The organism is Segetibacter aerophilus (genome assembly GCF_007991655.1).
In the GTDB taxonomy this organism is placed as follows: Bacteria; Bacteroidota; Bacteroidia; order Chitinophagales; family Chitinophagaceae; genus Segetibacter; species Segetibacter aerophilus.
On sequence record NZ_BJYT01000005.1, the window covers coordinates 1 to 23250 of the forward strand.

A 23250-nucleotide genomic window follows, 5' to 3' on the forward strand; every position below is an offset into this window, starting at 1 on the left:
ACAAAAGACAAAAGACAAAAGACAAAAGTCAAAAGACAAAAGACAAAAGGTAAAAGGCAAAAGGCAAAAGTCAAAAGACAAAAGACAAAAGACAAAAGACAAAAGTCAAAAGGCAAAAGGCAAAAGGCAAAAGTCAAAAGGCAAAAGTCAAAAGGCAAAAGTCAAAAGTCAAAAGGCAAAAGACAAAAGTCAAAAGGCAAAAGACAAAAGTCAAAAGTCAAAAGTCAAAAGTCAAAAGGCAAAAGCCAAAAATCAAAAAACAAAACTCGCAGACGCAAAACTCAAAACACCAAAACTCAAAACGCAAAAACTTATTACTTACAACTTACAACTCCCCCAAAACTCCCGGCCTCCTTGGCTTACTTTTTTAGTTAGAACAAAAAAACAACTCAAATTATTAAAATGGAATACAGACAATTGGGAAACTCGGGTTTGAGAGTGCCGGTGTTAAGCTTTGGGACAGCCACTTTTGGTGGGGGTAACGAATTTTTTAAAGCTTGGGGAAGCACAGAGGTAAGTGAAGCAACACGCATGGTAAACCTGTGCCTTGATGCCGGGGTAAATCTATTCGATACTTCTAATGTTTATTCTAATGGAGTTGCCGAAGAGATTTTAGGGAAGGCGATCGTCGGGAAAAGAGATGAGGTATTAATTTCTACAAAGGCAACCTTTCCAATGTCGGACAAAGTAAACGATTATGGCTCTGCTCGAATTCATTTGATCAACGCTTGTGAAGACAGTCTCAAGCGATTAAATACCGACCATATTGATATCTATCATATGCATGGGTTTGATGCAAAAACTCCTATTGATGAGACGCTTAAAACATTGGAGAACCTGGTGCAAAGCGGCAAGGTTCGGTACATCGCCTGTTCTAATTTCTCCGGCTGGCATTTGATGAAATCGTTGTCTGTTTCGGAACGTTACGGTTGGTCAAAATACATCGCTCACCAGGCTTACTATTCTTTGGTTAACCGTGATTTTGAATGGGAACTGATGCCCCTGGGTATCGATCAAAACATAGGAACAATTGTTTGGAGTCCGCTTGCAAGTGGCATGTTGAGTGGGAAGTATCGCCGTGATCAACCGCCACCCGAAAATGCCCGCGTGGCCCAGGGAGGAAGTCCGGTTCCCGGAGATACGATAGACAATGAAAGGCTGTACAAAATAGTGGATGTTTTAGAGGAGGTCGCAGAAGAAACAGGAAAGACTATTGCACAAGTATCCCTCAACTGGCTCTTGCAACGGCCTACTATTGCAAACATTATTGTAGGTGCAAGAAATGAAGAACAGCTAAAACAAAACCTCGGTGCAGTGGGTTGGAACTTAACTGTTGAACAAGTAAAAAAACTGGATAAGGTGAGCGAAGTCTACCCAGCCTACCCGTATTGGCACCAACGCCAGTTTCCAATGCTGAATGCAGATCCGAAATTGTATAAAGGGCTATAAAAGGCGGATCAACTTACCATTATATGAGATCAAGAAGTCGCTTCTTCTGTAGCTAAAAAACTACTACCTCTCTCGCAAGAGTGGTCACTTTTGATATGCATTGCTTTAAAATGAAAAAAAAATCCTTCAGGCAAAAAGTTTACTGCTTCGCGCTTTTGTGTTGTGATTAGGTCAACAATCGCATTAATTTTATTTCTGAACATTGAAAATCTACTTGAATTTATTTTAATACTAACGTTATTCTCATGTGCTTTTTTAAGAGCGCAACGTCCGCTGTTTCTACAGGGGACTCCTTGTAAACCTAATCGAACTAAACATAAAAAACCTGCGCTTCCACGCAGGTTTTTATTTATTACAACCCGGTCGTTTATAAAATGCTTTTCACCTCTACAATCGTGGAAGTAACCTGGTTGCCTCGCAACAAAAACACTTTTAGCTTAGCCCCTGTTTTTGACAAAAGCATTTTATATTCTTCGATGTCGTTTTTAAAATTGTTATTTATGCCATAAATAATATCGTTGTCTTTAAGGCCGGCGACATGGGCAGGTGAGTCCTTCACAATGTCTTTGATGATCGTTTTTCCGTTCTCAACTAAAAGTGAACAGCCGACATAACTATAGTTAAAAGGTTGGTTAAAAGTGTTGTTGGGGGCAATGTGAATTTCATTGTTGGGATAGTTGATAATTACGTTAAAACGTGCCATTAACTCGTTGCCGATAATGCCCCCGGTTGCAGGATAGTTAGAAACGTTATAAGTGTCATCGAAAATGTAAGTGGGTACTTTTTTTAAAGAGTAAGGGCCAATGTGTACTTCTTCGACCGTCGTCAACATCATTTCTTTTTTTCCACCCAGCCCCTCTGCACCTGAAGTAAAAATCTTTTTGTTATTATTCAGCACGCTGCTGTCTTTAATAAACTTGTCTGGTAGCATAAAACACATATCGGCACCTGTGTCAAAATAAAACTTGCTATCAATTTTCCGGTTGTCACGTAAAGTTGCGTCAATAGCTGCGAGCTTATTAGGGCGCGTCTTCAATACATATCCTTCTTTTGGGTAAGCAATGCTTCCGGGTTTCCAAACTTCGATCATGAATTGATCATAATTCAGTTTAACGATATATGCCTTTAAAAAGCTGTAACCTATTACCCCGTGAATTTTAATATTATGAGCTTCTGTTAAAAAGCTATAATCATTTACATGAAAATTAAGGTGATTAATTTGGAGACGAGGCAGCCTTAGTTTTTGATCGATTATAAATTCAGCCGTCTTTTTTTGCGCCAACCCTTTGAGCGTTTCCTCGCTTATTGTAGGAGTTAGATTGAAGCGCTGTGCAGTAGCAGAGTCTATTGAGATTCCCCCACTGCCGGTATCAAGAATGAAATTGAGTGTATCGGGGAAACTACCGAACTGGCCTTTTATGATAATGATTCCGCGGTTGGTTAATATGAAAGGAAATTTAGTAAGCAGTTCTGCTTTAGAGCTTTCTGTCTCATTTTTTGAATATGCGGAAAAGCTTGTAAAAAGAGCCGTAGCAGTAATGCATAGCAAGCGAACGAAGAAAGTCTTGTATAACGTGTTAGAAATCATACGAGAGTTTTTATAGGTTTTATAAAATCGGCTGATGATTGCTGAAGCTTCTATGCTACTTACTCTCCCAAACGCAAATGCGATCAGACGTTTTTAGCATTGAGGAGAGGAAAGGAACTGAAATAACGAAGGCTAGGAAACGCGCTACTTGTAGATCTCTTGCTGTCGGTTCTTCTTAATGTCGCTTATACAATAATAAAAAATTAGGTGCTACAATAGGTTGCTGTTTTGCCGAGACGTTACTTGTTGAGGTGAAGCATTATTAAACTTTCTTGAAGGTGGAGAAAGTACATTTTTATTTGGAAAAGAGCGGGACGGAGCCCATTCATCCTGGGCAAAAAAAGGCTTTAGTTTCCGGTGCAGATTTTACTTTAAAATGTCAACCGAAATGCGCCGATTTTACAGGGTTCTCCAAAGTGTTAACAGCCTAATAAATTTGACATCCGGTTTCCATTATTCAAGCTATAAAGCCTTTTTACAGCCTTATGAACCGCTTATCATTTACACTTCTTTTTTAGGCGTTTCCCCCAAGATAAGTTCTACTTTAGAACCTAAGAACGTCTTCGTATGAAAGAAATATTCGAAAATCCCATCCGAATGAAGAAGAGGCTAATTGTTAAAAAAGGCATAGAGAATATTGCACTGAAGATTGAAGACATAGCCTTGATCTACACGGAAAATAAACTGGTATTTGTAATTGATGGCCAATCCGGCAAAAAATATATAACTGATAAGAAGCTGGTCGAACTGGAGGAGGAATTAGATGGCAGCATTTTCTTTAGGGCAAACAGAAAATATATAATCAGTATAAATTTTATAAAGGCCTTTAAGCCTTTTGAGAAGGTAAAAATTCAGGTCTATCTAACCGTGCCCGAGTTAGACCACCAAATCATTGTGAGCCAGGAGTCGGCGAAGTTTTTCAGGAAATGGATTGATGAAGTGTGAGTTGCTTTATACTTGATGTAGACTACATAGATAGTAGTGATCAACCAGGTTGAATAGAAACTCAACTGTACAAGTGAGTGACACAACGATGCTCCAAAACGTTATAAAGCCAGTTTACACAGCTTCGCTTTTAAGCTGGCTTTCTTCGCAATCCATAGTGCAAAAACGGCTATAGAGTTTTTCGTACACGGGCACGATGTTATGAATGTCGAACCTGCACGCCTGCTCATAAGCCTGTTGCTTAAAAGTGGCAAGTGTTTCATCGTTTTGTAGAATTTCAATTGCACACCGGCTCATATGTGCAACGTCACCAACATTACACATGAACCCAGTTTTGCCATCAATATTCACTTCAGGCAAACCACCTGCGTTGGTACTTAACACTGGCATACTTGCCGCCATCGCTTCCAGTGCCGCCAGTCCAAAACTTTCGTACTCCGAGGGAAGTATAAAGAGATCACTGACCACCAAAATTTCTTCCATTTGCTCCTGCTTACCGAGGAAGCGCACGTCGTCTACAATTCCCAGTTCTTTCACCAGGTCTTCCATTACGGGTCTTTCAGGACCATCACCAACCATCAGCAATTTTGCCGGCATTTGCTTCCTCACTTCTGCAAACACATGCACCACGTCCTGCACTCTTTTAACCTTTCTAAAGTTGGAAGCGTGCACCAATATCCGCTCTCCGTGCGGTGCAATCACACGGCGAAATGCATCAATCGGTTTCTTGCTAAACCGTCCCACATCTACAAAGTTTTGGATCACCTCGATCTCTTTTGTAATGGCAAAAGACCGGTAAGTTTCAAGTCGCAGATTATCACTAACAGCAGTTATTGCATCGCTTTCGTTGATACTAAAAGTTACCACGGGCGCGTAGGTTTTGTCTTTTCCTACCAACGTAATGTCCGTACCGTGCAGGGTAGTAATGACAGGTATTTTTTTGCCAACTTTTGCCACTATCTGCTTTGCCATGTATGCCGCCGATGCGTGCGGAATAGCATAATGCACGTGCAACAAATCTAGTTTGTGAGACAGTATTACGTCGACCATTGTACTCGATAACGCAACCTCGTAAGGCGGATAGTCGAATAAGGGGTACGTGGGCACGCGAACTTCGTGATAAAAGATATTTGCACTAAAAACATTCAAACGTACAGGCTGCTGGTACGTAATAAAATGAACAAAATGTCCTTTATCGGCCAGTGCTTTACCTAACTCTGTAGCTAACACACCACTTCCACCAAAGGTGGGGTAGCAAACGATACCTATACGCATTGTTGCAGTTGAATTTTTTATGTTACCGGCATTGGCTTGTTATGCAGCTTTACTTGCGTCGCACCCTTGTGCCGAAAATTTTCTATTGCCCGCATCAATTTATTCAAAATAACCTGCGGTGCAATAACATGCAAGTAACAATAAATTCTCTTATTGGTTTAGATTAGGGCGATGCATGGGTTGACTAACATGCAGTAATTTGCCGCATAATTTTTTACATGAAGAAACTACTTGCTGCTTTTGTTTTATTGCCTTTTATAGGTCAGGCCCAAAATACCGACTCTCTTTCTATAAGAAGAATTGCAGATGAAATGCTGACTAACGGAAAAGCCTTCGAAAATCTTCGACACCTTACCAAAAAGATTGGTGGCCGGCTGGCAGGATCTCCGCAGATGGTGAAAGCTGAAAACTGGGGACTGTCAACGCTAAGGCAATCGGGCGCCGATACCGTTTATTTCCAGGAGTGTCTTGTTCCTCATTGGGTGAGGGGAGGGGCGGACCAGGCTACAGTAATAAGTGTAGATGACAGAAAACAGAGACGACTGTTGGACGTGCTTGCTTTAGGAAATTCAATGGGCAGTGGTAAAAAAGGAGTTACCGCCGAAGTAGTCGCAGTGGCATCGTTCGATGAGCTTGAAAAACGAAAGGATGAGGTAAAGGGTAAAATTGTTTTTTATAACTATCCGTTCAATCCAACTTATGTCGTTCCTGCGCTAGCTTATCGTGAGTCAGGTATTTACAGAGCAGCCGGTCCAAGCCGTGCAGCAAAATATGGGGCAGTAGGGGTTATTGTTCGATCTATGAGTGAAGGAACAAACAATCATCCCCATACAGGAGCAACCAGGTATAACGACTCTTTTCCAAAGATCCCCGCAGTTGCTGTTGGCTTAGAGGATGCGGATTACTTGTGGCAAACTTGTAAAGGAGGGCGCAAAGTCTATGTTTCGTTTACTACCAATGGTCATTTTTTACCCGACACAACCGGTCACAATGTGATAGCAGAATTGAAAGGTTCAGATGGTTCTAATGATTTTATAACTGTTGGCGGCCACCTTGATAGTTGGGATGTAAATGAGGGTGCACACGACGACGGAGCAGGCATCGTACAAACTATAGAGGTTTTAAGAACCTTAAAAGCTTTAGGCTATAAACCAAAGAAAACGCTTCGGTTTGTTTTATTTGCAAATGAAGAAAATGGAACCCGCGGAGGACTTAAATATGCTGAACAGGCAAAAGCTAAAAACGAACATCACGTGCTTGCAATCGAAAGTGACGAGGGTGGCTTTACACCCCGTGGATTCGGTTTTACCGTAGGTAGTGACACGTTAGAAAAAATACGGCCCTGGGTAAAACTACTGGTGCCGTACGGGGTGTATGAATTTACAGCAGGTGGAGGTGGTACCGATATAGGCCCTTTAAACAAAACGCTAAACACACCCTTAGCTGGACTCGTTCCTGACAACCAGCGGTACTTTGATTTGCATCACGCACGAAATGATGTTTTTGAGGCAGTAAACAAAAGAGAACTTTTATTGGGTGCTATTAATATGGCAGCTTTAATTTACCTCGTAGACAAATACGGCTTGTCACTATAAAAAAAGCGACTTTAAAGGTATTTTACGCTTCTGCCAAAAGGCTGTATTTTATGTTGAAAGCTTCAACTACCAATGAGGCAAAAGTTTGAAAACGATTTTAAAAAGTGTAGTATTGGCAGGATTATTTTATACTAAACGATAATTACAATTATTCTCCATGGCAAAAGTCGTCAGCATAGTGGTTCTTATTTTACTCCTGGTTTTTGGGGGTTGGTTCTATTGGAAATACTACTTCACTTATAGCGATGGCAACCGTACCGGGTTGTTGCAAAAATTTTCGCGCAAAGGAAATGTCTTCAAAACCTACGAGGGCGAAATGGTGCTTAATAGTGTCATCAGCAACAATGCGAGTCCAATGACGATGGAAAAGTTTTTTTTCTCAGTAGAAGATAAAAATGTTGCCTCAAAAATGGCCGGGTTTGAAGGAAAAAGGGTTGTACTTCATTACGAAGAAAAAAATGGAGCGCTCTTTTGGAGAGGCGACACACGTTATATAGTTGACAGCGTAAGCAACGTAGTACCGTAAGTTATGAGGAGTACAACAGGAAGATTGCAAGCCTCTTGTGTATATCCGGCAACTGTTTTTTCCATTCACCAATTGTTTTAGTCACAATCGTTTCAGTTGGCGCCGTGATGTCTACGGCGATACAGAGCTGTGTTTGAGGTTTGCATGTTTCTGCCAGCTGTTTTATTAATTGATTATTTCGGTAAGGTGTTTCAATAAATATTTGCGTGCAGTTTTTTTTCGCTGACTCATTTTCAAGCTCTTTCAAAGCTGTTCTGCGTTCGCCGTTGTCAATAGGAAGATAGCCGGTAAATTGAAAACGTTGGCCATTCATTCCGCTCGCCATAAGCGCTAATAATATACTACTCGGACCCACTAACGGCTTCACTATCGAACCAGCCTTTTGGGCTGCATTTACCAACACTTGTCCCGGGTCTGCAATGCCGGGACAACCCGCTTCACTGATAATACCGATATTCTTTCCTTCTTTTAAAAGTTGCGTAAAAGCCTGTTGCACCTCACTTTCAGCTTTGTGAATGGTGAACCATTTGTAATCGTCAATCACCATCTCGCGCCATAGTAGCTTTAAATGTCTTCGGGCAGTTCTTTCATTTTCGACAAAAAAGACCTGGCACTGCTTAACGGCATCCAGCACATACAGAGGAATTGTTTCTATTGCCTGGTCGTACAAGAAAGTAGGGATAAGAAAAACACTGCCGGTCATGGAGAAGGTTTAGAAATTAGAAGTTTGCGAAGCTCGGAAATTAGGTCAAAAATTCTATTGGCTCAACAAAAGAATGTGTGCTCAAATCATTGAAAGTGCTGATTTTGATTTTGACGAATATTGCAATAAGGTACAAGAGTGCGACGCAACGAAAGCTTAATAGTGAGTAATTGTTGGGCACCAAATCTGACTGCCTTTTGCAACTTGCCAACTTCCTTTTATTACTGCTCAGCCTGTTTTATTTTCTCTTGATGGATACTTAACGTTGCTGCAATAACGGCATAGGAAGGAGCGAAAAGCCATCCTGCAACCGGTACCAGGTGAAGCAGGTAAAACACCAGGCCGTTTGCAATGGCGAGGCCTTTTCTTTTGCCAATAAAGTGAATGCTTTCTGCTGCTGTTAAATGATTTCTTTCCAGGCTATAATCGAGCATTGAGAAGCCGTAATAGTAACACTCGACCAGGAGCGCAAAGACAGGAATGATCCAGCCCGCAACAGGAATAAAAGAAAGAATGGCAAATGCAATGAGATAGACGCATTGCCATAACGTATTTCGAAATGCAATACGAACACCGCGCACTACGTCTTTTAGCAACTGCGAGAAATTGAAAGGCACCTCCTTTCCTTCAAGAATTTCTTCGGTTTTTTCGCTCAGATAGGCAAAGATGGGTGAGCCTAAAATGAGCCAGATATATTTAAACAAGGAAAAATAAAAGAGCATTAAAATCATCCAAAGTATGATGCCGGCAATTGTAAACAGCAAACCTACAACCGTGCTTTGCATACTTTCGATCCATTGCTTTAAACCCGTTTCAATACTGATCCACTCGATCACATAGGTTGCACTTTTGCCAAAGAAATACATGCTGATGCAAAACATCAGCATGTAAATAATGCCGGGTATAATGATCCATTTCCACAGCTTGTGCTTACGAATAAAGCTATACGCATCTCCGTATGATCTAATGCCAATTACAATGTCTTTAAGCAAATGGGATAGTGTTTATGGTATAAATTTAGACCGTATTTCATGCCGTCTTTTAAATTAGATGAGGGACGGCAAACAAACAACTTTAAACAAGAGAGCAAATTGAACGAACAACGGGAATTAAATACTGATTTTGCAAATTGGAGAAAATTGCCAACGGAGTTTTTTGAAAGGCAGGATGTTGTAGCCATCACGAAAGACCTGGTTGGAAAAATACTTGTAACAAATTTTGATGATAAACTAACTGCAGGCAGAATTGTGGAGGCGGAAGCATACAACGGTCCATTTGATAAAGCCGCTCATTCATACGGCAACCGTCGTACTGCGCGTACTGAAGTGATGTTTGGTCCTGCAGGCAGGGCTTACATTTATTTGTGCTATGGGATACATCAAATGTTCAATATTGTGACGAATGCTGAAGGGATACCGAACGCCATTTTAATCAGGGCACTTGAGCCGCTTGCAGGTATAGATATTATGCTTGAAAGAACCAAGAAAACCGCCCATACTTTCGATCTCACCCGGGGACCCGGAAACGTAGCCAAAGCGCTTGGGTTTCATACAAGCCAAACAGGCATGAGCCTTCAAAGCGACCAGCTTTATATAGCCGAGGATGGTTTTAAATACGCCCAGGGTGAAATAGTAGTCAGCCCGCGAATTGGTGTTGATTATGCCGCCGAAGATGCTTTATTGCCTTATCGTTTTATTGTGCAAGGCAATAAGTATGTAAGCGGAAAGAAAATTAAGCAAGCTCCAATAACATAAGATGATTGAAATAAGAATGATTGAAACGGAAGATTATTTTCAATTATTTGAATTAGTAGAAAAAAAACAGGGAAAGGCTTTTAACCTATTTTCCAAAAACTTCCCGTGCTATTACTGATCTTGAATCTGCAAGAAAATTCACGCGGTTGAAGTTGCGGCAGGCAATGAACAGGGAGCAATTTTATTTTGTGGTGTTTTTAAAAAACAGCACCCAATCATTGGAAATGTCATGGTTAAAAACATAGATTGGAGTGTACCAAAAGGAGAACTGGCTTATTTTATTGATGCCGAACAAGAAGGCAAAGGTTTTACTTCTAACGCAGTGGAGTTGGTTAAGAATTACGCGTTTGAGGATTTGAAAATAGAGAAGCTATACATCAAAATTGATCCGAGAAATTTGGGTAGTAAAAGAGTTGCTATAAATAATGGCTTCGAGAAGGAAGGATACTTTAAACATGAATACAGAACCGGTTACGGAGATGTAACTGACGTGGAGAGATATGGGCTGGTGAACAACCGTAGCCGGCGTTAATGCTATACGTATATTTTTAGCTTGATACTCTTTATTGTTTATTAATAGCTGTGTAGCAGTTTATTTTTCACATGGAAAGGAAATAGGCGTGAAAGACTTCTGCTGTCAAACTCATTAAGTAATTTCGTCAGCAGAATGAAAAATCACGTTGATACATATCAATACAAAGGATTAAGGCGCCAATTGGTAGAACTTCTTAGAAAAAAAGGGATAACTGACGAAGGTGTATTGGCCGCAATTAATAATATCCCAAGACATTTCTTTCTTGATTCCGCTTTTGACAAAATTGCTTACGAAGACCGGGCTTTTCCGATAGGTGAGGGGCAAACTATCTCACAACCTTACACTGTTGCTTATCAAACCCAGTTGCTGGAAATCAAGCCAAATGATAAAGTGCTTGAGATAGGTACGGGAAGCGTTTACCAGGCTTCCGTTCTTGCAGAAATGGGAGCTAAGGTGTTTACAATTGAACGCCAGAAAAAGCTTTACGAAAAAAACAAAGACTTTATATTCAAAGGCAATTATCCTAATATCAAGTTCTTTTACGGGGATGGATTTCAAGGGCTACCAACTTACGCGCCTTTTGACAAAATCATCATAACTGCGGCAGCGCCCTTTATTCCTCCAAAGCTGGTAGCACAGTTAAAGACCGGGGGGATGATGGTTGTACCAGTAGATTTGGGACCTGTTACTCAAATGCTGCGACTAACAAAACTCGCTGACGGAGGATATACTGAAGAACAATTTGATAATTTCTCCTTCGTTCCTATGCTCGAAGGAAGAAGCGGGTAGAAGCTATGTAGTTGTAAAATTGAACGCATAAAAAAAGGTCGCTTTATTAAGAGCGACCTTTTCATTGAAGAAACAATCTTATTGACTGATCATATTATCACCACCGTCGACTTCTCTTGTATTTTTCCTTTTGAGGAGGTTAACGTCGAATTTACCGAAGCGATAGCCAAAGTTTATTCTAACAATTTGCGGATCTCTTCTACGTCTTGAAGTTTGCCTTAAGAAATCAGACTCAGAGTAAGTGCTGAAAAATTGCGTTCTGAAGACATCGTTCATACTGATAGTCAGTGAGGCACTGTTGCCACCTTTCCATGTCCAATCTTTCCTGATCGCTGCATCAAATCCGTAACGCGGGTTAATGTATCCTTGGGCAGTAGCTACAGGTCCACCGCCGAAGCCTCCACCTCCACCGCCTCTCATTCCGCCGCCGCCACCGCCGCTTTGTGGTAACACAGTTTTGGCGTAGTAGTCGCCGGAAAATTGGAAAGAGAATGTTTTTAGGAATTTGACGCTGTTGTTCCATTTAACAAACCAACTAGTGCGTTTATTAGAGATATTGGGAAGTTTGGGATCGTTCACATTTATCCTTGAATTAAACAAGTTGAAGTTAACCGTCATGTCCCACCATTTTGTAATAGGCATTCTGTTAGTCAATTCAATACCATAAGTGACGCTGTTATTTGCATTTAAATAGGTATTGAAAAGAACACTATCGCTACTTGAATAGTGATGTGCGGTGTCGGGATTTTTATCCAGGTACTGGTAGCGGGTAATCAGGTTGGTGTTGTATTTGAAATAACCATTAGCTAGAAAGTTAGCGCCCCTTTTATAGTTGTTATTATAAGCGATTTCAAAGGAGTTGGTAAATTCAGGCTTTAGGCGTGGGTTACCAACGCTTAGATTATACGGATCTGAATAATCTGTGAAAGGGATCAGCTGGAAGAAGTTCGGCCGATTAATCCTTCTTGAATAGTTGAACTGTAAATCTTCTTTATCAGACAATTTATAAGTAAGAAAAGCACTTGGGAAAAGAGATAGAGGGAAGTCAACATTAAAAGAAGAAATAGAATCTCTTCCCAAAACATCTCTACCAATGGTTGATCCATTATAAGTAGAACTTTCTGCTCTCAAACCTACTTGATAATTCCATTTGCCTGCTTTCTGACTGTAGTTTGCATAAGCAGCGTACACTTTATCTGTATACTTATACGTACTGCTAATGTTTTTTGAAAGCACATATTGATCGGTACTTTGATTGTAAAAATATTGATCGTTTGCGTTTTTCTGATCGCGAATCGAAGCACGACCTCCCAATTCTAATTTTTGTGTCTCGCTTAGAGGATTAGTGTAATCAGTTTGTATTGTCCAGTTTTTAGTACTTCCGGCACTAACTGATTTTTGCATTACAGGAAGGCTTTTGAACTGGTAGGTAGAAATGTAGGTCTGTGTGTTTATGAAGCCAACATTTTCATTGTTATTGGAATTGTAGTTGACGTCTCCGGTTAATTCATGTCCTGTTTTTGCAAAGTTGTGTTTGTAGCTAAACTGAGAACCGATGTTCTTCATTTTTCCTTCGCTATTCTGCCTGACCGTATTAAAGGAAGGATTAGCAATTAGCAACGAGTCGACATGCTGTTGGTCATTGTTTTTAAAATTTCCCTTATTATAGTTAGTGGAGATCGTGATTGTGTTCCTGTTATCTATTAAAAAGTCAAAACCGCCACGAATAAATGCAAAGTACCCGTTGTTAATAGGATTGCTTTGTTGCAACACCCTGCTTGTAGGTATTCCTTTGTTAAGATTTATACGATCTGTTGTTCCGGATGAGATAGATTTTCTTTGATTATAAACTCCGCTTGCAAAGAAGTTGATCTTGTTCTGCCTGAGGTTTAAATCGCCTCCGATGTTTACTTTTCCTCTTGCATCTATACCTGTACGAATTCCACCGTTGTAACCAGTCTTTTTGTTTTTCTTCAATACAATGTTTAAGATACCAGCATTGCCGCCTGAGGCATCAAATTTAGCAGATGGGTTAGTAATCAATTCAACCCGATCAATTATGTCTGCAGGTATTTGATCGAGAGTCATTGTGGTAGGGCGACCATCTACAAATAATTGAGGTGCTGCATTTCGCAGTGTTACGTTTCCGTCAATATCTACACTTAACGATGGAATACTTTTCATAACCTCGGTAGCGGTCTGGCCCTGGCTAGTTAAGTTTTTGTCCACGTTAAAAATCTTGCGGTCAACACCCATCTCAAACATCTGGCGCGTAGCAGTAACAGTTACGTTACCGAGATTTGCTGCATCCTGCTCTAATTTGATGTTTCCGAGGTCTCGATCTATCATACCCATCATCTGGTCTCCTCCACCTCCCTGTTGTCCCCGGGCTCCGAAAGAAATCTTCTGTTCAGCTGTTTTATATCCTATGGCAGATATTCTTAGTGTGAAATTTCCCATGACAGGAACATTGTCAAGGCTAAAATCACCATTAGGTTCAGTGATAGTTGCTTTAAGAGTGGTAGAAGCAGTTTTCTGGGTGGCTGTATCGGTTCGATTTCCCAATAGTTGAAGGGACACTCCATCTACGCCCTTGTTAGTTTTGCTGTCGACTACTTTTCCATACAAATGACCCGAATTAAGACCTTGAGCTCGTCCTGCTCCTCCGGCCCCTCCAGGTCGCCCACCCGCAGGCCGTTGGGCCATCAATCCCGCTGAAATAAAAAGTAAAAAAGTGAATAATATTCTTCTCATATAGTTCATTTTAAAAGTGCAAAGTTCTCCCTGCTCCAGTGAACAAAGGTTGATAAAAGGTATAAACGGCAAATTTGAAAGATAAGTGGATTAGTAATCCTACTTTCTCCCTAATTACACGCTTATTGGGTCATTAACAATAAAAAAACCTGGAACAGCCCAATTAGAAACCCTATAACCGCGCCAAGGACGCCCGCTATTTTTAATTCGGCAGAAATAGCAGAAGTAAATGTCTTCTCAATTTCATTCAATGGGAGATTGCTGATCTTTTCAGTCACTATTTTTTCGATGTTAAGGTCGGCCTGTAGTACAGTCAAATATTGCCTCATCAAAACAGGAAAAAGTTCTTCCAGTTCCTTCATGAAAACAGCTTTCACCTGGGCAATGGTCTTATCGCCAATTAGCATTCCCAGCATCGGGATCTGTGCTGTTAACTTTTCACGCAAAAAAGTATCAATGTGCACTTCAAGCAGCGGCAAGATTTTACTCACATTTTCAGGATTAGCTATTTTTCCCTCTAAATCATTGAAAGAAAAGAATTCTGCACTTGCCAGCTTTCCCAACTTCATGGCAAACTGTCGCTGTCTCTTAGGGAGAATTCCTTGGATAGAAACCCTTAAAAAGCGTTTTTGTTCTCTAGGATGAAAAAGCAATTTAATAGCAAGCCAATTTGTAACCCAACCAATGAAAGCCGAAATAATAGGAATGAAAACGAGACTCAAATTCATGTAAATAAATAGCAGGTAATAAGTAATCGAGTTAAATAAAAAAACCTTGTTACAATGCAACAAGGTTAAGTTTCCTAAGGGAGACCGATGGGTTTCGAACCCACGGCCTTCAGTGCCACAAACTGACGCTCTAACCAACTGAGCTACGATCTCCGTTTTTATTAGGGTGGCAAAAATAGAAAAAAAAGTCTTTCCACAATAATTTATCTGACGTGTTTCGCATTGCTGAAAATCCTCAAAGGTTTGCACCTTAACGGCCCTTATTCTCATTTAAGACTAAATTTTTCCTTTCACTAACGCCGCTACCTAAATTTCATTAGTTTTCATTTTTATAACATCTAAGAGTTCACTTAGTCCGATTATTGTTGTTATTGCTTCTTTAGGTTAACCTTAATTGTTTTAATTGTAGGACAACAAATGTTTCTTCACAGCAGTTATTGTAGAGGAAATTAAGTCGCGGTAAAACCTTTGTTAAGATAAAAAGTGGAACTTTAATACAAGGCTTTTTACTTTATTTTTGAATCGAATGAAAAAAATCTTTCAATTTATGCTTAAACGCAAAGTGTTGCCTGTAGTGCTGGTTGTTTTGTTTTCCGGCGTCTTTTGGGCATTTCAATCTCAGGGAGGAAATGGTAGCTCTTTAGCTACACAGCAAAAAATCTTAACTAGCCTCGGAACTATAATTGAGCAAAATCATTATAACCCTAAAGCAATTAACGATAATTTCTCGCAACAGATCTTCAAGAAATTTTTAGAGTCGATCGATCCCGAAAAAAATATTTTTCTGCAGTCGGATATTAATTCATTAAAAAAGTTTGAGACTTCTATTGACGACGAAATCCATGGAGCTCCAATTCAATTTGTTCCTGCTGTCGATGCATTATATAGCAAAAGGATGCAGGAGGTTATGGCTTTTTATAAGGACCTACTTGCCAAACCCTTCGACTTTACTGCTAATGAAGAAATTGTCGTTGATGGTAAGAAGCTAAATTTTGCCAGCAGCGAAAATCAAAGGAAGGAAATGTGGAAGAAGAAAATTAAGTTTCTTACTCTTGAGAGATATACAGATCTATTAGACCAACGTGAAAAAAACAAAGACAAAAAAGATTTTGTCGTAAAGACAAATGCTGAGCTTGAAAAAGAGGCAAGGGAGAAAGTGGGTAAAATAATGGACAAGAATTTTGAAAGGATCAGATTGAAGTTTAACGCAGATGATCGTTTCAACATGTTCATCAATACCATCACTGCATACATGGATCCTCACTCTGATTACTTTCCCCCGGTAGAGAAAAGAATGTTTGACGAGCAAATGAGTGGAAAGTTTTACGGGATTGGTGCATCGTTGAAAGAAGAGGAAGGAAATATAAAAGTTGCTAGCTTACTTACCGGAAGTCCTGCCTGGAAAAGTGGCGAGATACAAGTGGGTGATATAGTAATGAAAGTTGGACAAGGGAAAGATGAACCTGCCGAGTTAACCGGGTTAGCCGTTGAAGATGCTGTAAAAATAATTCGCGGCAACAAGGGAACAGAGGTGAGACTTACGCTTAAAAAGCCTGACGGAAGTTTGAAGTTGGTTCCGATTATTCGTGATGAAATAGTTCAGGATGAAGTATATGTAAGAAGCGCAATTGTAAACGGAAAGCAGAAAATTGGTTACATTTTTCTGCCTGATTTCTATGCTGACTATGAAAAGCCAGATGGACATCGTTGCTCCTCGGACGTAGCTAAAGAAATTCAAAAACTTAAAGCAGAGGGTGTTGACGGAATAGTAATGGATCTAAGAAATAATGGCGGAGGATACTTACCTGAAGTTGTTGAAATGGTAGGTTTGTTTATTCCTGATGGACCGATAGTGCAAGTGAAAGACAGAGAAGGTAAAGCGACTGTGCTTAGAGACAACGATAAGTCTGTTGCCTACACCGGACCTCTTACTGTTTTGATCAATGAGTTTAGTGCATCAGCTTCTGAAATTTTTGCAGCAGCTATCCAGGATTATGGTCGTGGAGTTATCATCGGAAGTACTTCTTCTTATGGCAAAGGTACCGTTCAGAGAAATATTCCTTTCGGCAGGCCTTTAGACCTTTTTACGGGAAGAACTGAATTTGGGGCAATAAAACTTACTCTTCAAAAATTCTATAGAGTTAACGGAGGTTCAACCCAACTGAGAGGTGTTACTCCAGACATTGTACTTCCTGATGAATATGAGTACTTAAAATTCAGAGAAAAAGACAACGAGAATGCTTTGCCATGGGATGAAATTGAGAAAACAAGTTTCACTAAATGGCAAGGTGGCTGGGATGTGAATGAGGTGAAGGCAAAGAGTGCAGAAAGAATTAAAAACAATGTAAATTTTAACCTGATTAATAATAATGCGCTTTGGCTGTCGAAGCAGAATGACAAAATTTACAGCTTGAATATCGACAAGTATAAAGAGGAACAGAAGGCGTTAAGGGCTACTATAAAACAAAATGATAGTTTAGCTAAGCTGACAGTTGAACTTCCTTTTGAAGGACTAAAAACTGATGAGGCGAAGTATAACAACGTTGATAAAGACAAGGGAGAGAGATATAAGAATTGGCTTAAGAACCTTAGAACAGATATTTATATAAACGAAGCTGCTAATGTTATCAAAGACATGACGGCCAAAACTTCTGGGCTCGCAAAGACAGAGTAAAGATTAGCAAAGAACATAACAAAAATGCCATCTCCCAAGAGATGGCATTTTTGTTATTTAACAGGTTTAATTGGATGACTGTACTTTATAGTCTGACTTCGGGCAATTAGTAAATTGAACTTTCGAGGCAATAATGTTTCAAACCTCAGCGCAAATCGCCTGAACCGAAAGTTGAAACGTCCTTGCGGAAGAAGTCTGTTAAATCTTTCAATCCCGCCTAAAGGAACTATTTCTGTTTTAGCAAAAAATTGGTTGCCTATCTGCACATAACTTCTATAGCTATTGTCTCTCGTAGGATGTGGGTCTTTATTCTTCCACTCTTCAAACTTTCTTTTTTGCAAGATCGACGGTCGACCAGGAACAGGAACTATCCAGCGAAGAGTATCTAAAAGCTTATTGTTTTCGGCAGGTTCGAAGTATCGAACAACACCTTCAGGTTTTAAAACGTTTACTATTTTCTTTGTAAACTCCAACTCTTGCTCATGAGTTAAATGGTGCACAAAGTTTTTCCCTGCGACTATGTCAAATGACTCAGGTGGTATTTCAGCCAAAAGAAAATCTCCGTAAATAAACTTGATAGGATGTCTGAAAGGATACTGCCTATTGAGTTCCTCTATTATCCTTCCTGATTGTGCAGATATATCGTTGGCGGTTACATTAGCTCCAAAAGCCGCCATCAAAGCAACGTTTACGCAATCGCCACAGCCCAGTTCTAATACCTTTTTTCCCGCAATCTCATTTTTGAAGTTTCCATGATAAAATCCTGCAAAGCTCGTGTAGGTACGTACAGCATTATCCAAAAAAGTGTCCTTGTTTTTGATCTTATTTAAGACACTTTCAATATTTACACGCGAATAAACATCGTTGTAAAACTGTTCATTCTTGATCTGACTTTCATTCCAGGTAGCTGAATTTTCCAAGAAAATAGGTAGTTGTTTAATTTGGGTTTACGAACAAAAATGAAGAATTCTTTAAATTGAAATTTTAGCCGGAATTGATTTAAACGAAAAATGTGCAATAGTTATTTCTTGCAGCCTTAACATTTATTCCTTTCGCACTTTGTACCTTTGTTTCCGTTTAAAATTATGAAGAAATTTAATGTTCCAGGTGTTTATCGAAGCAGTATTATTAGTGCTATAAAAAGCAAAAGGAAAGAGGCAGATAAGCTAAAAAAAGATTTTAGTCCCACCCTGTTGGATTTTGGTCCGCTTCAAATTTTTCTCGCCCGTCATTTTGGCTTTTGTTATGGTGTTGAAAACGCTATAGAGATTGCTTTCAGAACGATAGATGAAAACCCGGGAAAGCGCATTTTTTTGCTTAGTGAAATGATTCATAATCCGCAGGTAAATGCCGATCTCTTGAATAGAGGCGTCCACTTTCTGCAAGATACCAAAGGCAAACCTTTAGTTGATTTTGATGAACTTTCTGCTGACGACATAGTTATCATTCCCGCTTTTGGTACAACACTTTCTATTGAGGGCAAGCTGAACAAAATTGGCATTACCACGGAAAAATATAACACTACTTGTCCTTTCGTCGAGAAAGTTTGGAATAGGAGCGAGCAGATTGCAGGCAAAGGATACACAATCGTAGTGCATGGTAAACCTTCCCACGAGGAAACAAGAGCCACCTTCAGTCATAGTGCTGCGAACGCACCAACAGTAGTTGTGAACGATATGGATGATGCTGTTAAGCTTGCAAAATATATCACAAGGGAAAAGCCACTGGCTGATTTCTATGTAGAATTTGAAGGACGATATTCAGAAGGTTTTCTCGTTGAAAGGGATTTGCAAAAAGTCGGAGTTGTCAACCAAACTACTATGTTGGCTAGCGACACGCAGGCGATAAGCGATTTTTTAAAAGAATTGATGGTGCAGTATTTCAACTTAACGGATGCAAACATTGATGAACGCTTTGCTGATACACGGGATACCCTGTGTTATGCAACAAATGATAACCAAACTGCCGTGATGGGATTGCTGGAAACTCCTGCTGATCTTGCAGTGGTGGTAGGTGGCTATAACAGTAGCAATACATCTCATTTAGTTGAATTGTGCGAGGAGAAGCTTCCTACCTTTTATATTGATTCTGCAGACAAAATTTTGTCAAAAAAAGAAATTCTGCACTACAACTTCCATAGTAAGCAGGAACTGCACACTGTTGAGTATCTGCCATCCGATGAACCGGTTAGAATATTAATTACCAGCGGAGCAAGCTGCCCGGATGCAGTAGTCGAAGCGGTGATAAGAAAGTTTGTATCTTTCTATGAGGTCGATAGAACGGTAGAAGAAATTTTGAGCTATTTTGAATAGAACGGTAAAGACTAGTTTTTTCCTCCATACTCTGCCCACCCCTATAACACTTCCATTTCGATTAATCTCTCGACGAACTACGCCACTTCCGGTTCTTTCAACTTTTCCTTTACAAGCTTCAGAGCTATCTTCAATTGTTCCTTCATCGATAGGTTTGAATTGTCAAGAACGACGGCATCTTTGGCTTTCCGCAGAGGGCTAAACTCGCGATGACTGTCTATATAATCTCGCGTCTCCAGGTTTGCCTTCACCTCCGTTATCGTGATATGCGGATTTTTAGCTAGTAATTCTCGAAACCTTCTTTCAACCCTAACTGCAGGATCTGCAATCAAAAATATTTTCAATTCAGCATCAGGAAAAACTGTTGTTCCTATGTCTCTTCCATCCATTACAATACCCTTGGTATCACCCATTTTTCTTTGCTGTTCTACAGCAAACTCACGCACTTCTCTTACAGAGGCAACCTCGCTTACGTTTTCAGCAACAACCATATCTCTGATGAGCCATTCCACGTTTTCGTCATTTAAAAAAATCTCGCAGCTATTTGTTTCCTCGCTATAGCAAAACTCAAGTGTTATATTTTCAAGCGCTTGAACTACGGCTTCTTTTACATTCCAGTCCACGTGGTTCCGTAGAAAGTAAAGGGTGATGGCGCGGTACATTGCTCCGCTGTCGATGAAAACATAATTTAGCTCTGCCGCTAAAGCTTTTGCTAAAGTACTCTTGCCACAAGAAGAATATCCATCGATAGTAATTATTATCTTTTTCATACAAACGCAGGAATTGCTTCTGCAAAAATGTAACAATTATCGGAAAGAAAGTATGATTAAATGAGAGGCAATTTTTGTAAATCGAGAATAAAGTAGTTTGATCAAAACAAGCTTCAAAAGCTATAAAAGCTTTTTTTAATACAAGAAAGTAGGGTAGAATCAATTGGTAAAAGCCCAAATAAAAAAAGCCACCCAACCCGAAGGATGGATGGCTAAAAAATTACAACTACGAAGACTAAGCCTGACTTTGTTCTTTTTCCTCTATTTTCTCTTTAAGGCTGAAAACGATCTTCTCATTTGCTTTATCAAGGTCTGCGATTAAAACATCTCCTTGTTTGACATTCATGCTTAGAATCTCTTCTGCTAATTCATCTTCAAGATGTTTTTGAATAGCTCTGTGCAATGGTCTTGCACCAAACTGAACATCATAACCTTTCTCTGCAATAAAGTCTTTAGCAGCAGGCGTAATCTCTAAACTGAAACCAAGGTTAGTCAAACGCTTCATCACGTTCTTCATTAGTATATCAATGATCTCAAAAATGTGATCTTTCGAAAGCGAGTTGAAGACAACAACGTCATCGATCCTGTTTAAGAATTCAGGGGAGAATGTGCGCTTCAGCGCTTTTTCAATCACCGCTTTGTTATTCTCGTCTGCGTTTTGAACCCTGTTTGCAGTAGCGAAACCTACACCGTCTCCAAACTCTTTTAGTTGACGAACACCGATGTTTGATGTCATGATGATCAACGTATTCTTGAAATCGATCTTTCTACCTAAACCATCAGTCAGTTGACCATCATCTAATACCTGCAACAATATGTTGTAAATATCCGGATGAGCTTTCTCGATCTCGTCTAACAGGATTACACTGTAAGGCTTGCGACGAACTTTTTCAGTAAGTTGACCACCCTCTTCATATCCCACATATCCCGGAGGCGCACCAACAAGGCGACTCACTGTAAACTTCTCCATGTACTCACTCATGTCAATGCGAATAAGTGAATCTTCGCTATCGAACATATAGCGCGCTAAAGAACGGGCTAACTCAGTTTTACCAACGCCTGTAGGACCTAAGAATATGAAAGTACCAATGGGCTTCTTAGGATCTTTTAAACCTACACGGTTCCTTTGAATGGCTTTGGTAACCTTTGCAATTGCTTCCTCCTGGCCTACAACCATTGCTTTCATGTCATCACCCATACGGCGAAGCTTCTCTGTTTCAGCTTCTACCATACGTTTAACAGGTATTCCTGTCATCATGCTCACCACTTCAGCGATTGCTTCTTCGTCAATTGGGAAACGTTTGTTTTTACTTTCCTCTTCCCATGATGTTTTAGCTTTTTCCAAAGCTTCACCCAAGCGCTTTTCAGTATCACGGAGCGCGGCAGCTTCTTCAAAACGCTGGCTCTTTACAACTTTGTTCTTTTCAAGCTTAATATCTTCGATTTTCTTTTCAAGCTCTAATATTTCTTTAGGAACATTAATGTTCTTTAAGTGAACCCTTGCACCTACTTCATCCAACACATCGATTGCTTTGTCTGGCAATAAACGATCGGTCATATACCTGTCACTCAGCTTCACACAAGCTTCAATAGCATCAACGGAGTAAGAAACACTATGATAGTCCTCATACTTACTTTGAATATTGGTAAGTATTTGAATGGTTTCCTCAACAGTAGGTGGTTCTACCAATACTTTTTGAAAACGACGATCTAACGCGCCATCTTTCTCGATGTACTGACGATACTCATCTAAAGTAGAGGCGCCTATGCATTGTAACTCTCCTCTGGCAAGAGCTGGTTTGAATATGTTAGAAGCATCCAATGATCCACTGGCGCCACCAGCACCTACAATGGTGTGAATTTCATCTATAAACAAAATCACGTCACGGTTCTTTTCCAGTTCGTTCATGATAGCCTTCATTCTTTCTTCGAACTGACCGCGATATTTAGTTCCGGCAACAAGTGCTGCAAGATCAAGGCTAATTACTCTTTTGTCGAACAATACACGGCTTACCTTTCTTTGCACAATCCTTAAAGCTAAACCTTCCACAATGGCGGTTTTACCCACACCTGGTTCACCGATTAATATTGGGTTGTTCTTTTTACGGCGGCTTAAGATTTGGCTTACCCTTTCGATCTCTTTTTCACGACCAACAATCGGGTCTAAAGTGCCACTTTCTGCAAGCTTGGTAATGTCACGTCCAAAATTATCTAAAACCGGAGTCTTGCTTTTAGGGTTGCTCTGTTGCTTAGCTCGTTGCTGTTGCGAATAGCCTTTCCTGTCGTCATCGAAATCATCGTCATTGTCCTCCGTGTATTCGCTTCTTGGTTCGCTGCTTCTTACCATTCCTAATTCGTTTCTAAAAACATCATAATCCACATCAAATTGATTTAAGATTTGTGTTGCTATGTTTTCTTTATTTTTTAGAATTGAAAGCATCAGATGTTCAGTTTCCACAAGCGGGCTTTTTAGCGCCTTAGCTTCTAAAACGGTGACACGAATTACCTTTTCCGCCTGCTTTGTTAAAGGCAAACTATTGATGTTTGCGATGTTCTTTCCTGTTTTATCTTTTACTGCAAGCTCGACTTCTTTGCGAAGCTCATACAGGTCTACATTTAATGTTTTTAAAATGCGGATAGCTGTATTTTCGCCCTCTCTTATCAAACCTAGCAGCAAATGTTCCGTCCCTATGAAATCATTCCCTAAACGGAGAGCTTCCTCTCTGCTAAACGAGATGATTTCTTTAACCTGGGCTGAAAAATTATTATCCATAAAGTTTAAATTGCTTAGATACAATAATAACGAATATTTTTGAAGCTTGAGTATGCGTCGTTATTCACACATGTTAATCA

Annotated in this window: 19 protein-coding genes and 1 tRNA gene; 10 read left to right on the plus strand and 10 right to left on the minus strand. The window is 40.0% G+C overall.

The genetic code is table 11. The features are described from left to right. Both SAE01_RS24780 and SAE01_RS07525 read left to right on the plus strand, forming a co-directional pair. On the plus strand, positions 1 to 436 hold a 436-nt coding region (locus tag SAE01_RS24780), incomplete at its 5' end, for a hypothetical protein (RefSeq protein ID WP_218029113.1). After that, the gene (locus tag SAE01_RS07525) at positions 403 to 1449 is read left to right on the plus strand and encodes an aldo/keto reductase (RefSeq protein ID WP_147203102.1); all 1047 of its coding nucleotides are present in this window, start codon (positions 403 to 405) and stop codon (positions 1447 to 1449) included. The genes SAE01_RS24780 and SAE01_RS07525, both read left to right, overlap by 34 nt. A 367-nt stretch (positions 1450 to 1816) precedes the next feature. On the opposite strand, the gene SAE01_RS07530 is transcribed toward SAE01_RS07525, so the two are convergent. Continuing rightward, on the minus strand, positions 1817 to 3037 hold the full coding sequence (locus SAE01_RS07530) for an aspartyl protease family protein (protein ID WP_147203104.1): 1221 nt from the start codon (positions 3035 to 3037) through the stop codon (positions 1817 to 1819). Positions 3038 to 3604: 567 nt separating this feature from the next. On the opposite strand from SAE01_RS07530, the gene SAE01_RS07535 reads away from it, so the two are divergent. Continuing rightward, positions 3605 to 3982 (plus strand): LytR/AlgR family response regulator transcription factor, encoded by a 378-nt coding sequence (locus tag SAE01_RS07535; RefSeq protein ID WP_147203105.1) that lies wholly within the window; start codon positions 3605 to 3607, stop codon positions 3980 to 3982. Positions 3983 to 4096: 114 nt separating this feature from the next. Here SAE01_RS07535 and bshA read toward each other — a convergent pair whose 3' ends face one another. Then, the gene (gene bshA / locus SAE01_RS07540; RefSeq protein WP_147203107.1) at positions 4097 to 5257 is read right to left on the minus strand and encodes an N-acetyl-alpha-D-glucosaminyl L-malate synthase BshA; all 1161 of its coding nucleotides are present in this window, start codon (positions 5255 to 5257) and stop codon (positions 4097 to 4099) included. A gap of 218 nt (positions 5258 to 5475) precedes the next feature. Here bshA and SAE01_RS07545 point away from each other — a divergent pair, with 218 nt between their 5' ends. Continuing rightward, positions 5476 to 6852, plus strand: coding sequence for a M20/M25/M40 family metallo-hydrolase (locus SAE01_RS07545; RefSeq protein WP_147203108.1), 1377 nt, complete (start codon positions 5476 to 5478; stop codon positions 6850 to 6852). Positions 6853 to 7009: 157 nt separating this feature from the next. After that, the gene (locus SAE01_RS07550) at positions 7010 to 7378 is read left to right on the plus strand and encodes a DUF8785 domain-containing protein (RefSeq protein ID WP_147203110.1); all 369 of its coding nucleotides are present in this window, start codon (positions 7010 to 7012) and stop codon (positions 7376 to 7378) included. Position 7379: 1 nt separating this feature from the next. Here the strand turns inward: SAE01_RS07550 and SAE01_RS07555 are convergent, their stop codons facing one another. Together SAE01_RS07555 and SAE01_RS07560 are read right to left on the minus strand one after the other, a co-directional pair. Next, positions 7380 to 8081: an SAM-dependent methyltransferase gene (locus SAE01_RS07555; protein ID WP_147203112.1), complete on the minus strand. Its 702-nt coding sequence runs from the start codon at positions 8079 to 8081 to the stop codon at positions 7380 to 7382. A 221-nt stretch (positions 8082 to 8302) separates the two neighbouring features. After that, positions 8303 to 9073: an EI24 domain-containing protein gene (locus SAE01_RS07560; RefSeq protein WP_147203113.1), complete on the minus strand. Its 771-nt coding sequence runs from the start codon at positions 9071 to 9073 to the stop codon at positions 8303 to 8305. 39 nt (positions 9074 to 9112) lie between these two features. On the opposite strand from SAE01_RS07560, the gene SAE01_RS07565 reads away from it, so the two are divergent. The 3 genes from SAE01_RS07565 to SAE01_RS07575 all read left to right on the plus strand — a co-directional run bounded on the left by SAE01_RS07565 (position 9113) and on the right by SAE01_RS07575 (position 11159). After that, the gene (locus SAE01_RS07565) at positions 9113 to 9835 is read left to right on the plus strand and encodes a DNA-3-methyladenine glycosylase (RefSeq protein ID WP_147203115.1); all 723 of its coding nucleotides are present in this window, start codon (positions 9113 to 9115) and stop codon (positions 9833 to 9835) included. Between the two features lie 178 nt (positions 9836 to 10013). After that, positions 10014 to 10367 (plus strand): GNAT family N-acetyltransferase, encoded by a 354-nt coding sequence (locus SAE01_RS07570; protein ID WP_262713364.1) that lies wholly within the window; start codon positions 10014 to 10016, stop codon positions 10365 to 10367. 135 nt (positions 10368 to 10502) lie between these two features. Further along, on the plus strand, positions 10503 to 11159 hold the full coding sequence (locus tag SAE01_RS07575; RefSeq protein ID WP_147203118.1) for a protein-L-isoaspartate(D-aspartate) O-methyltransferase: 657 nt from the start codon (positions 10503 to 10505) through the stop codon (positions 11157 to 11159). Between the two features lie 78 nt (positions 11160 to 11237). On the opposite strand, the gene SAE01_RS07580 is transcribed toward SAE01_RS07575, so the two are convergent. From SAE01_RS07580 to SAE01_RS07590, 3 genes are all read right to left on the minus strand, one after another. After that, positions 11238 to 13913 (minus strand): TonB-dependent receptor, encoded by a 2676-nt coding sequence (locus SAE01_RS07580; RefSeq protein WP_246113184.1) that lies wholly within the window; start codon positions 13911 to 13913, stop codon positions 11238 to 11240. Between the two features lie 122 nt (positions 13914 to 14035). Beyond that, positions 14036 to 14641: a DUF445 domain-containing protein gene (locus tag SAE01_RS07585; RefSeq protein ID WP_147203120.1), complete on the minus strand. Its 606-nt coding sequence runs from the start codon at positions 14639 to 14641 to the stop codon at positions 14036 to 14038. 79 nt (positions 14642 to 14720) lie between these two features. Then, positions 14721 to 14794, minus strand: a tRNA-His gene (locus SAE01_RS07590). A gap of 394 nt (positions 14795 to 15188) precedes the next feature. Between SAE01_RS07590 and SAE01_RS07595 the strand changes: the two genes are divergently transcribed. After that, entirely contained in the window at positions 15189 to 17315 is a 2127-nt protein-coding gene (locus tag SAE01_RS07595; protein ID WP_147203122.1) for a carboxy terminal-processing peptidase, read from the plus strand. 53 nt (positions 17316 to 17368) lie between these two features. Here the strand turns inward: SAE01_RS07595 and SAE01_RS07600 are convergent, their stop codons facing one another. Then, positions 17369 to 18235 carry a class I SAM-dependent methyltransferase gene (locus SAE01_RS07600; RefSeq protein ID WP_170234106.1) on the minus strand — a complete coding sequence of 289 codons (867 nt, stop codon included), beginning with the start codon at positions 18233 to 18235 and terminating at the stop codon, positions 17369 to 17371. A 165-nt stretch (positions 18236 to 18400) separates the two neighbouring features. On the opposite strand from SAE01_RS07600, the gene SAE01_RS07605 reads away from it, so the two are divergent. Next, on the plus strand, positions 18401 to 19627 hold the full coding sequence (locus SAE01_RS07605; protein WP_147203125.1) for a 4-hydroxy-3-methylbut-2-enyl diphosphate reductase: 1227 nt from the start codon (positions 18401 to 18403) through the stop codon (positions 19625 to 19627). A 77-nt stretch (positions 19628 to 19704) separates the two neighbouring features. Here SAE01_RS07605 and cmk read toward each other — a convergent pair whose 3' ends face one another. Then, positions 19705 to 20397, minus strand: a complete 693-nt coding sequence (cmk, locus tag SAE01_RS07610) for a (d)CMP kinase (protein WP_147203127.1) — start codon at positions 20395 to 20397, stop codon at positions 19705 to 19707. A gap of 235 nt (positions 20398 to 20632) precedes the next feature. Beyond that, entirely contained in the window at positions 20633 to 23170 is a 2538-nt protein-coding gene (locus tag SAE01_RS07615; RefSeq protein ID WP_147203128.1) for an ATP-dependent Clp protease ATP-binding subunit, read from the minus strand. Positions 23171 to 23250 lie beyond the last annotated feature (80 nt).

Excerpts from the sequence above, each read along its gene's own strand:
- cmk (WP_147203127.1), bottom strand. The coding sequence starts at position 20,397 with ATGAAAAAGATAATAATTACTATCGATGGATATTCTTCTTGTGGCAAG.
- SAE01_RS07525 (WP_147203102.1), top strand. The coding sequence starts at position 403 with ATGGAATACAGACAATTGGGAAACTCGGGTTTGAGAGTGCCGGTGTTA.
- SAE01_RS07585 (WP_147203120.1), bottom strand. The coding sequence starts at position 14,641 with ATGAATTTGAGTCTCGTTTTCATTCCTATTATTTCGGCTTTCATTGGT.
- bshA (WP_147203107.1), bottom strand. The coding sequence starts at position 5,257 with ATGCGTATAGGTATCGTTTGCTACCCCACCTTTGGTGGAAGTGGTGTG.
- SAE01_RS07575 (WP_147203118.1), top strand. The coding sequence starts at position 10,503 with ATGAAAAATCACGTTGATACATATCAATACAAAGGATTAAGGCGCCAA.
- SAE01_RS07535 (WP_147203105.1), top strand. The coding sequence starts at position 3,605 with ATGAAAGAAATATTCGAAAATCCCATCCGAATGAAGAAGAGGCTAATT.
- SAE01_RS07555 (WP_147203112.1), bottom strand. The coding sequence starts at position 8,081 with ATGACCGGCAGTGTTTTTCTTATCCCTACTTTCTTGTACGACCAGGCA.
- SAE01_RS07605 (WP_147203125.1), top strand. The coding sequence starts at position 18,401 with ATGAAGAAATTTAATGTTCCAGGTGTTTATCGAAGCAGTATTATTAGT.
- SAE01_RS07595 (WP_147203122.1), top strand. The coding sequence starts at position 15,189 with ATGCTTAAACGCAAAGTGTTGCCTGTAGTGCTGGTTGTTTTGTTTTCC.
- SAE01_RS07550 (WP_147203110.1), top strand. The coding sequence starts at position 7,010 with ATGGCAAAAGTCGTCAGCATAGTGGTTCTTATTTTACTCCTGGTTTTT.
- SAE01_RS07615 (WP_147203128.1), bottom strand. The coding sequence starts at position 23,170 with ATGGATAATAATTTTTCAGCCCAGGTTAAAGAAATCATCTCGTTTAGC.
- SAE01_RS07580 (WP_246113184.1), bottom strand. The coding sequence starts at position 13,913 with ATGAGAAGAATATTATTCACTTTTTTACTTTTTATTTCAGCGGGATTG.
- SAE01_RS07530 (WP_147203104.1), bottom strand. The coding sequence starts at position 3,037 with ATGATTTCTAACACGTTATACAAGACTTTCTTCGTTCGCTTGCTATGC.
- SAE01_RS07565 (WP_147203115.1), top strand. The coding sequence starts at position 9,113 with ATGCCGTCTTTTAAATTAGATGAGGGACGGCAAACAAACAACTTTAAA.
- SAE01_RS07545 (WP_147203108.1), top strand. The coding sequence starts at position 5,476 with ATGAAGAAACTACTTGCTGCTTTTGTTTTATTGCCTTTTATAGGTCAG.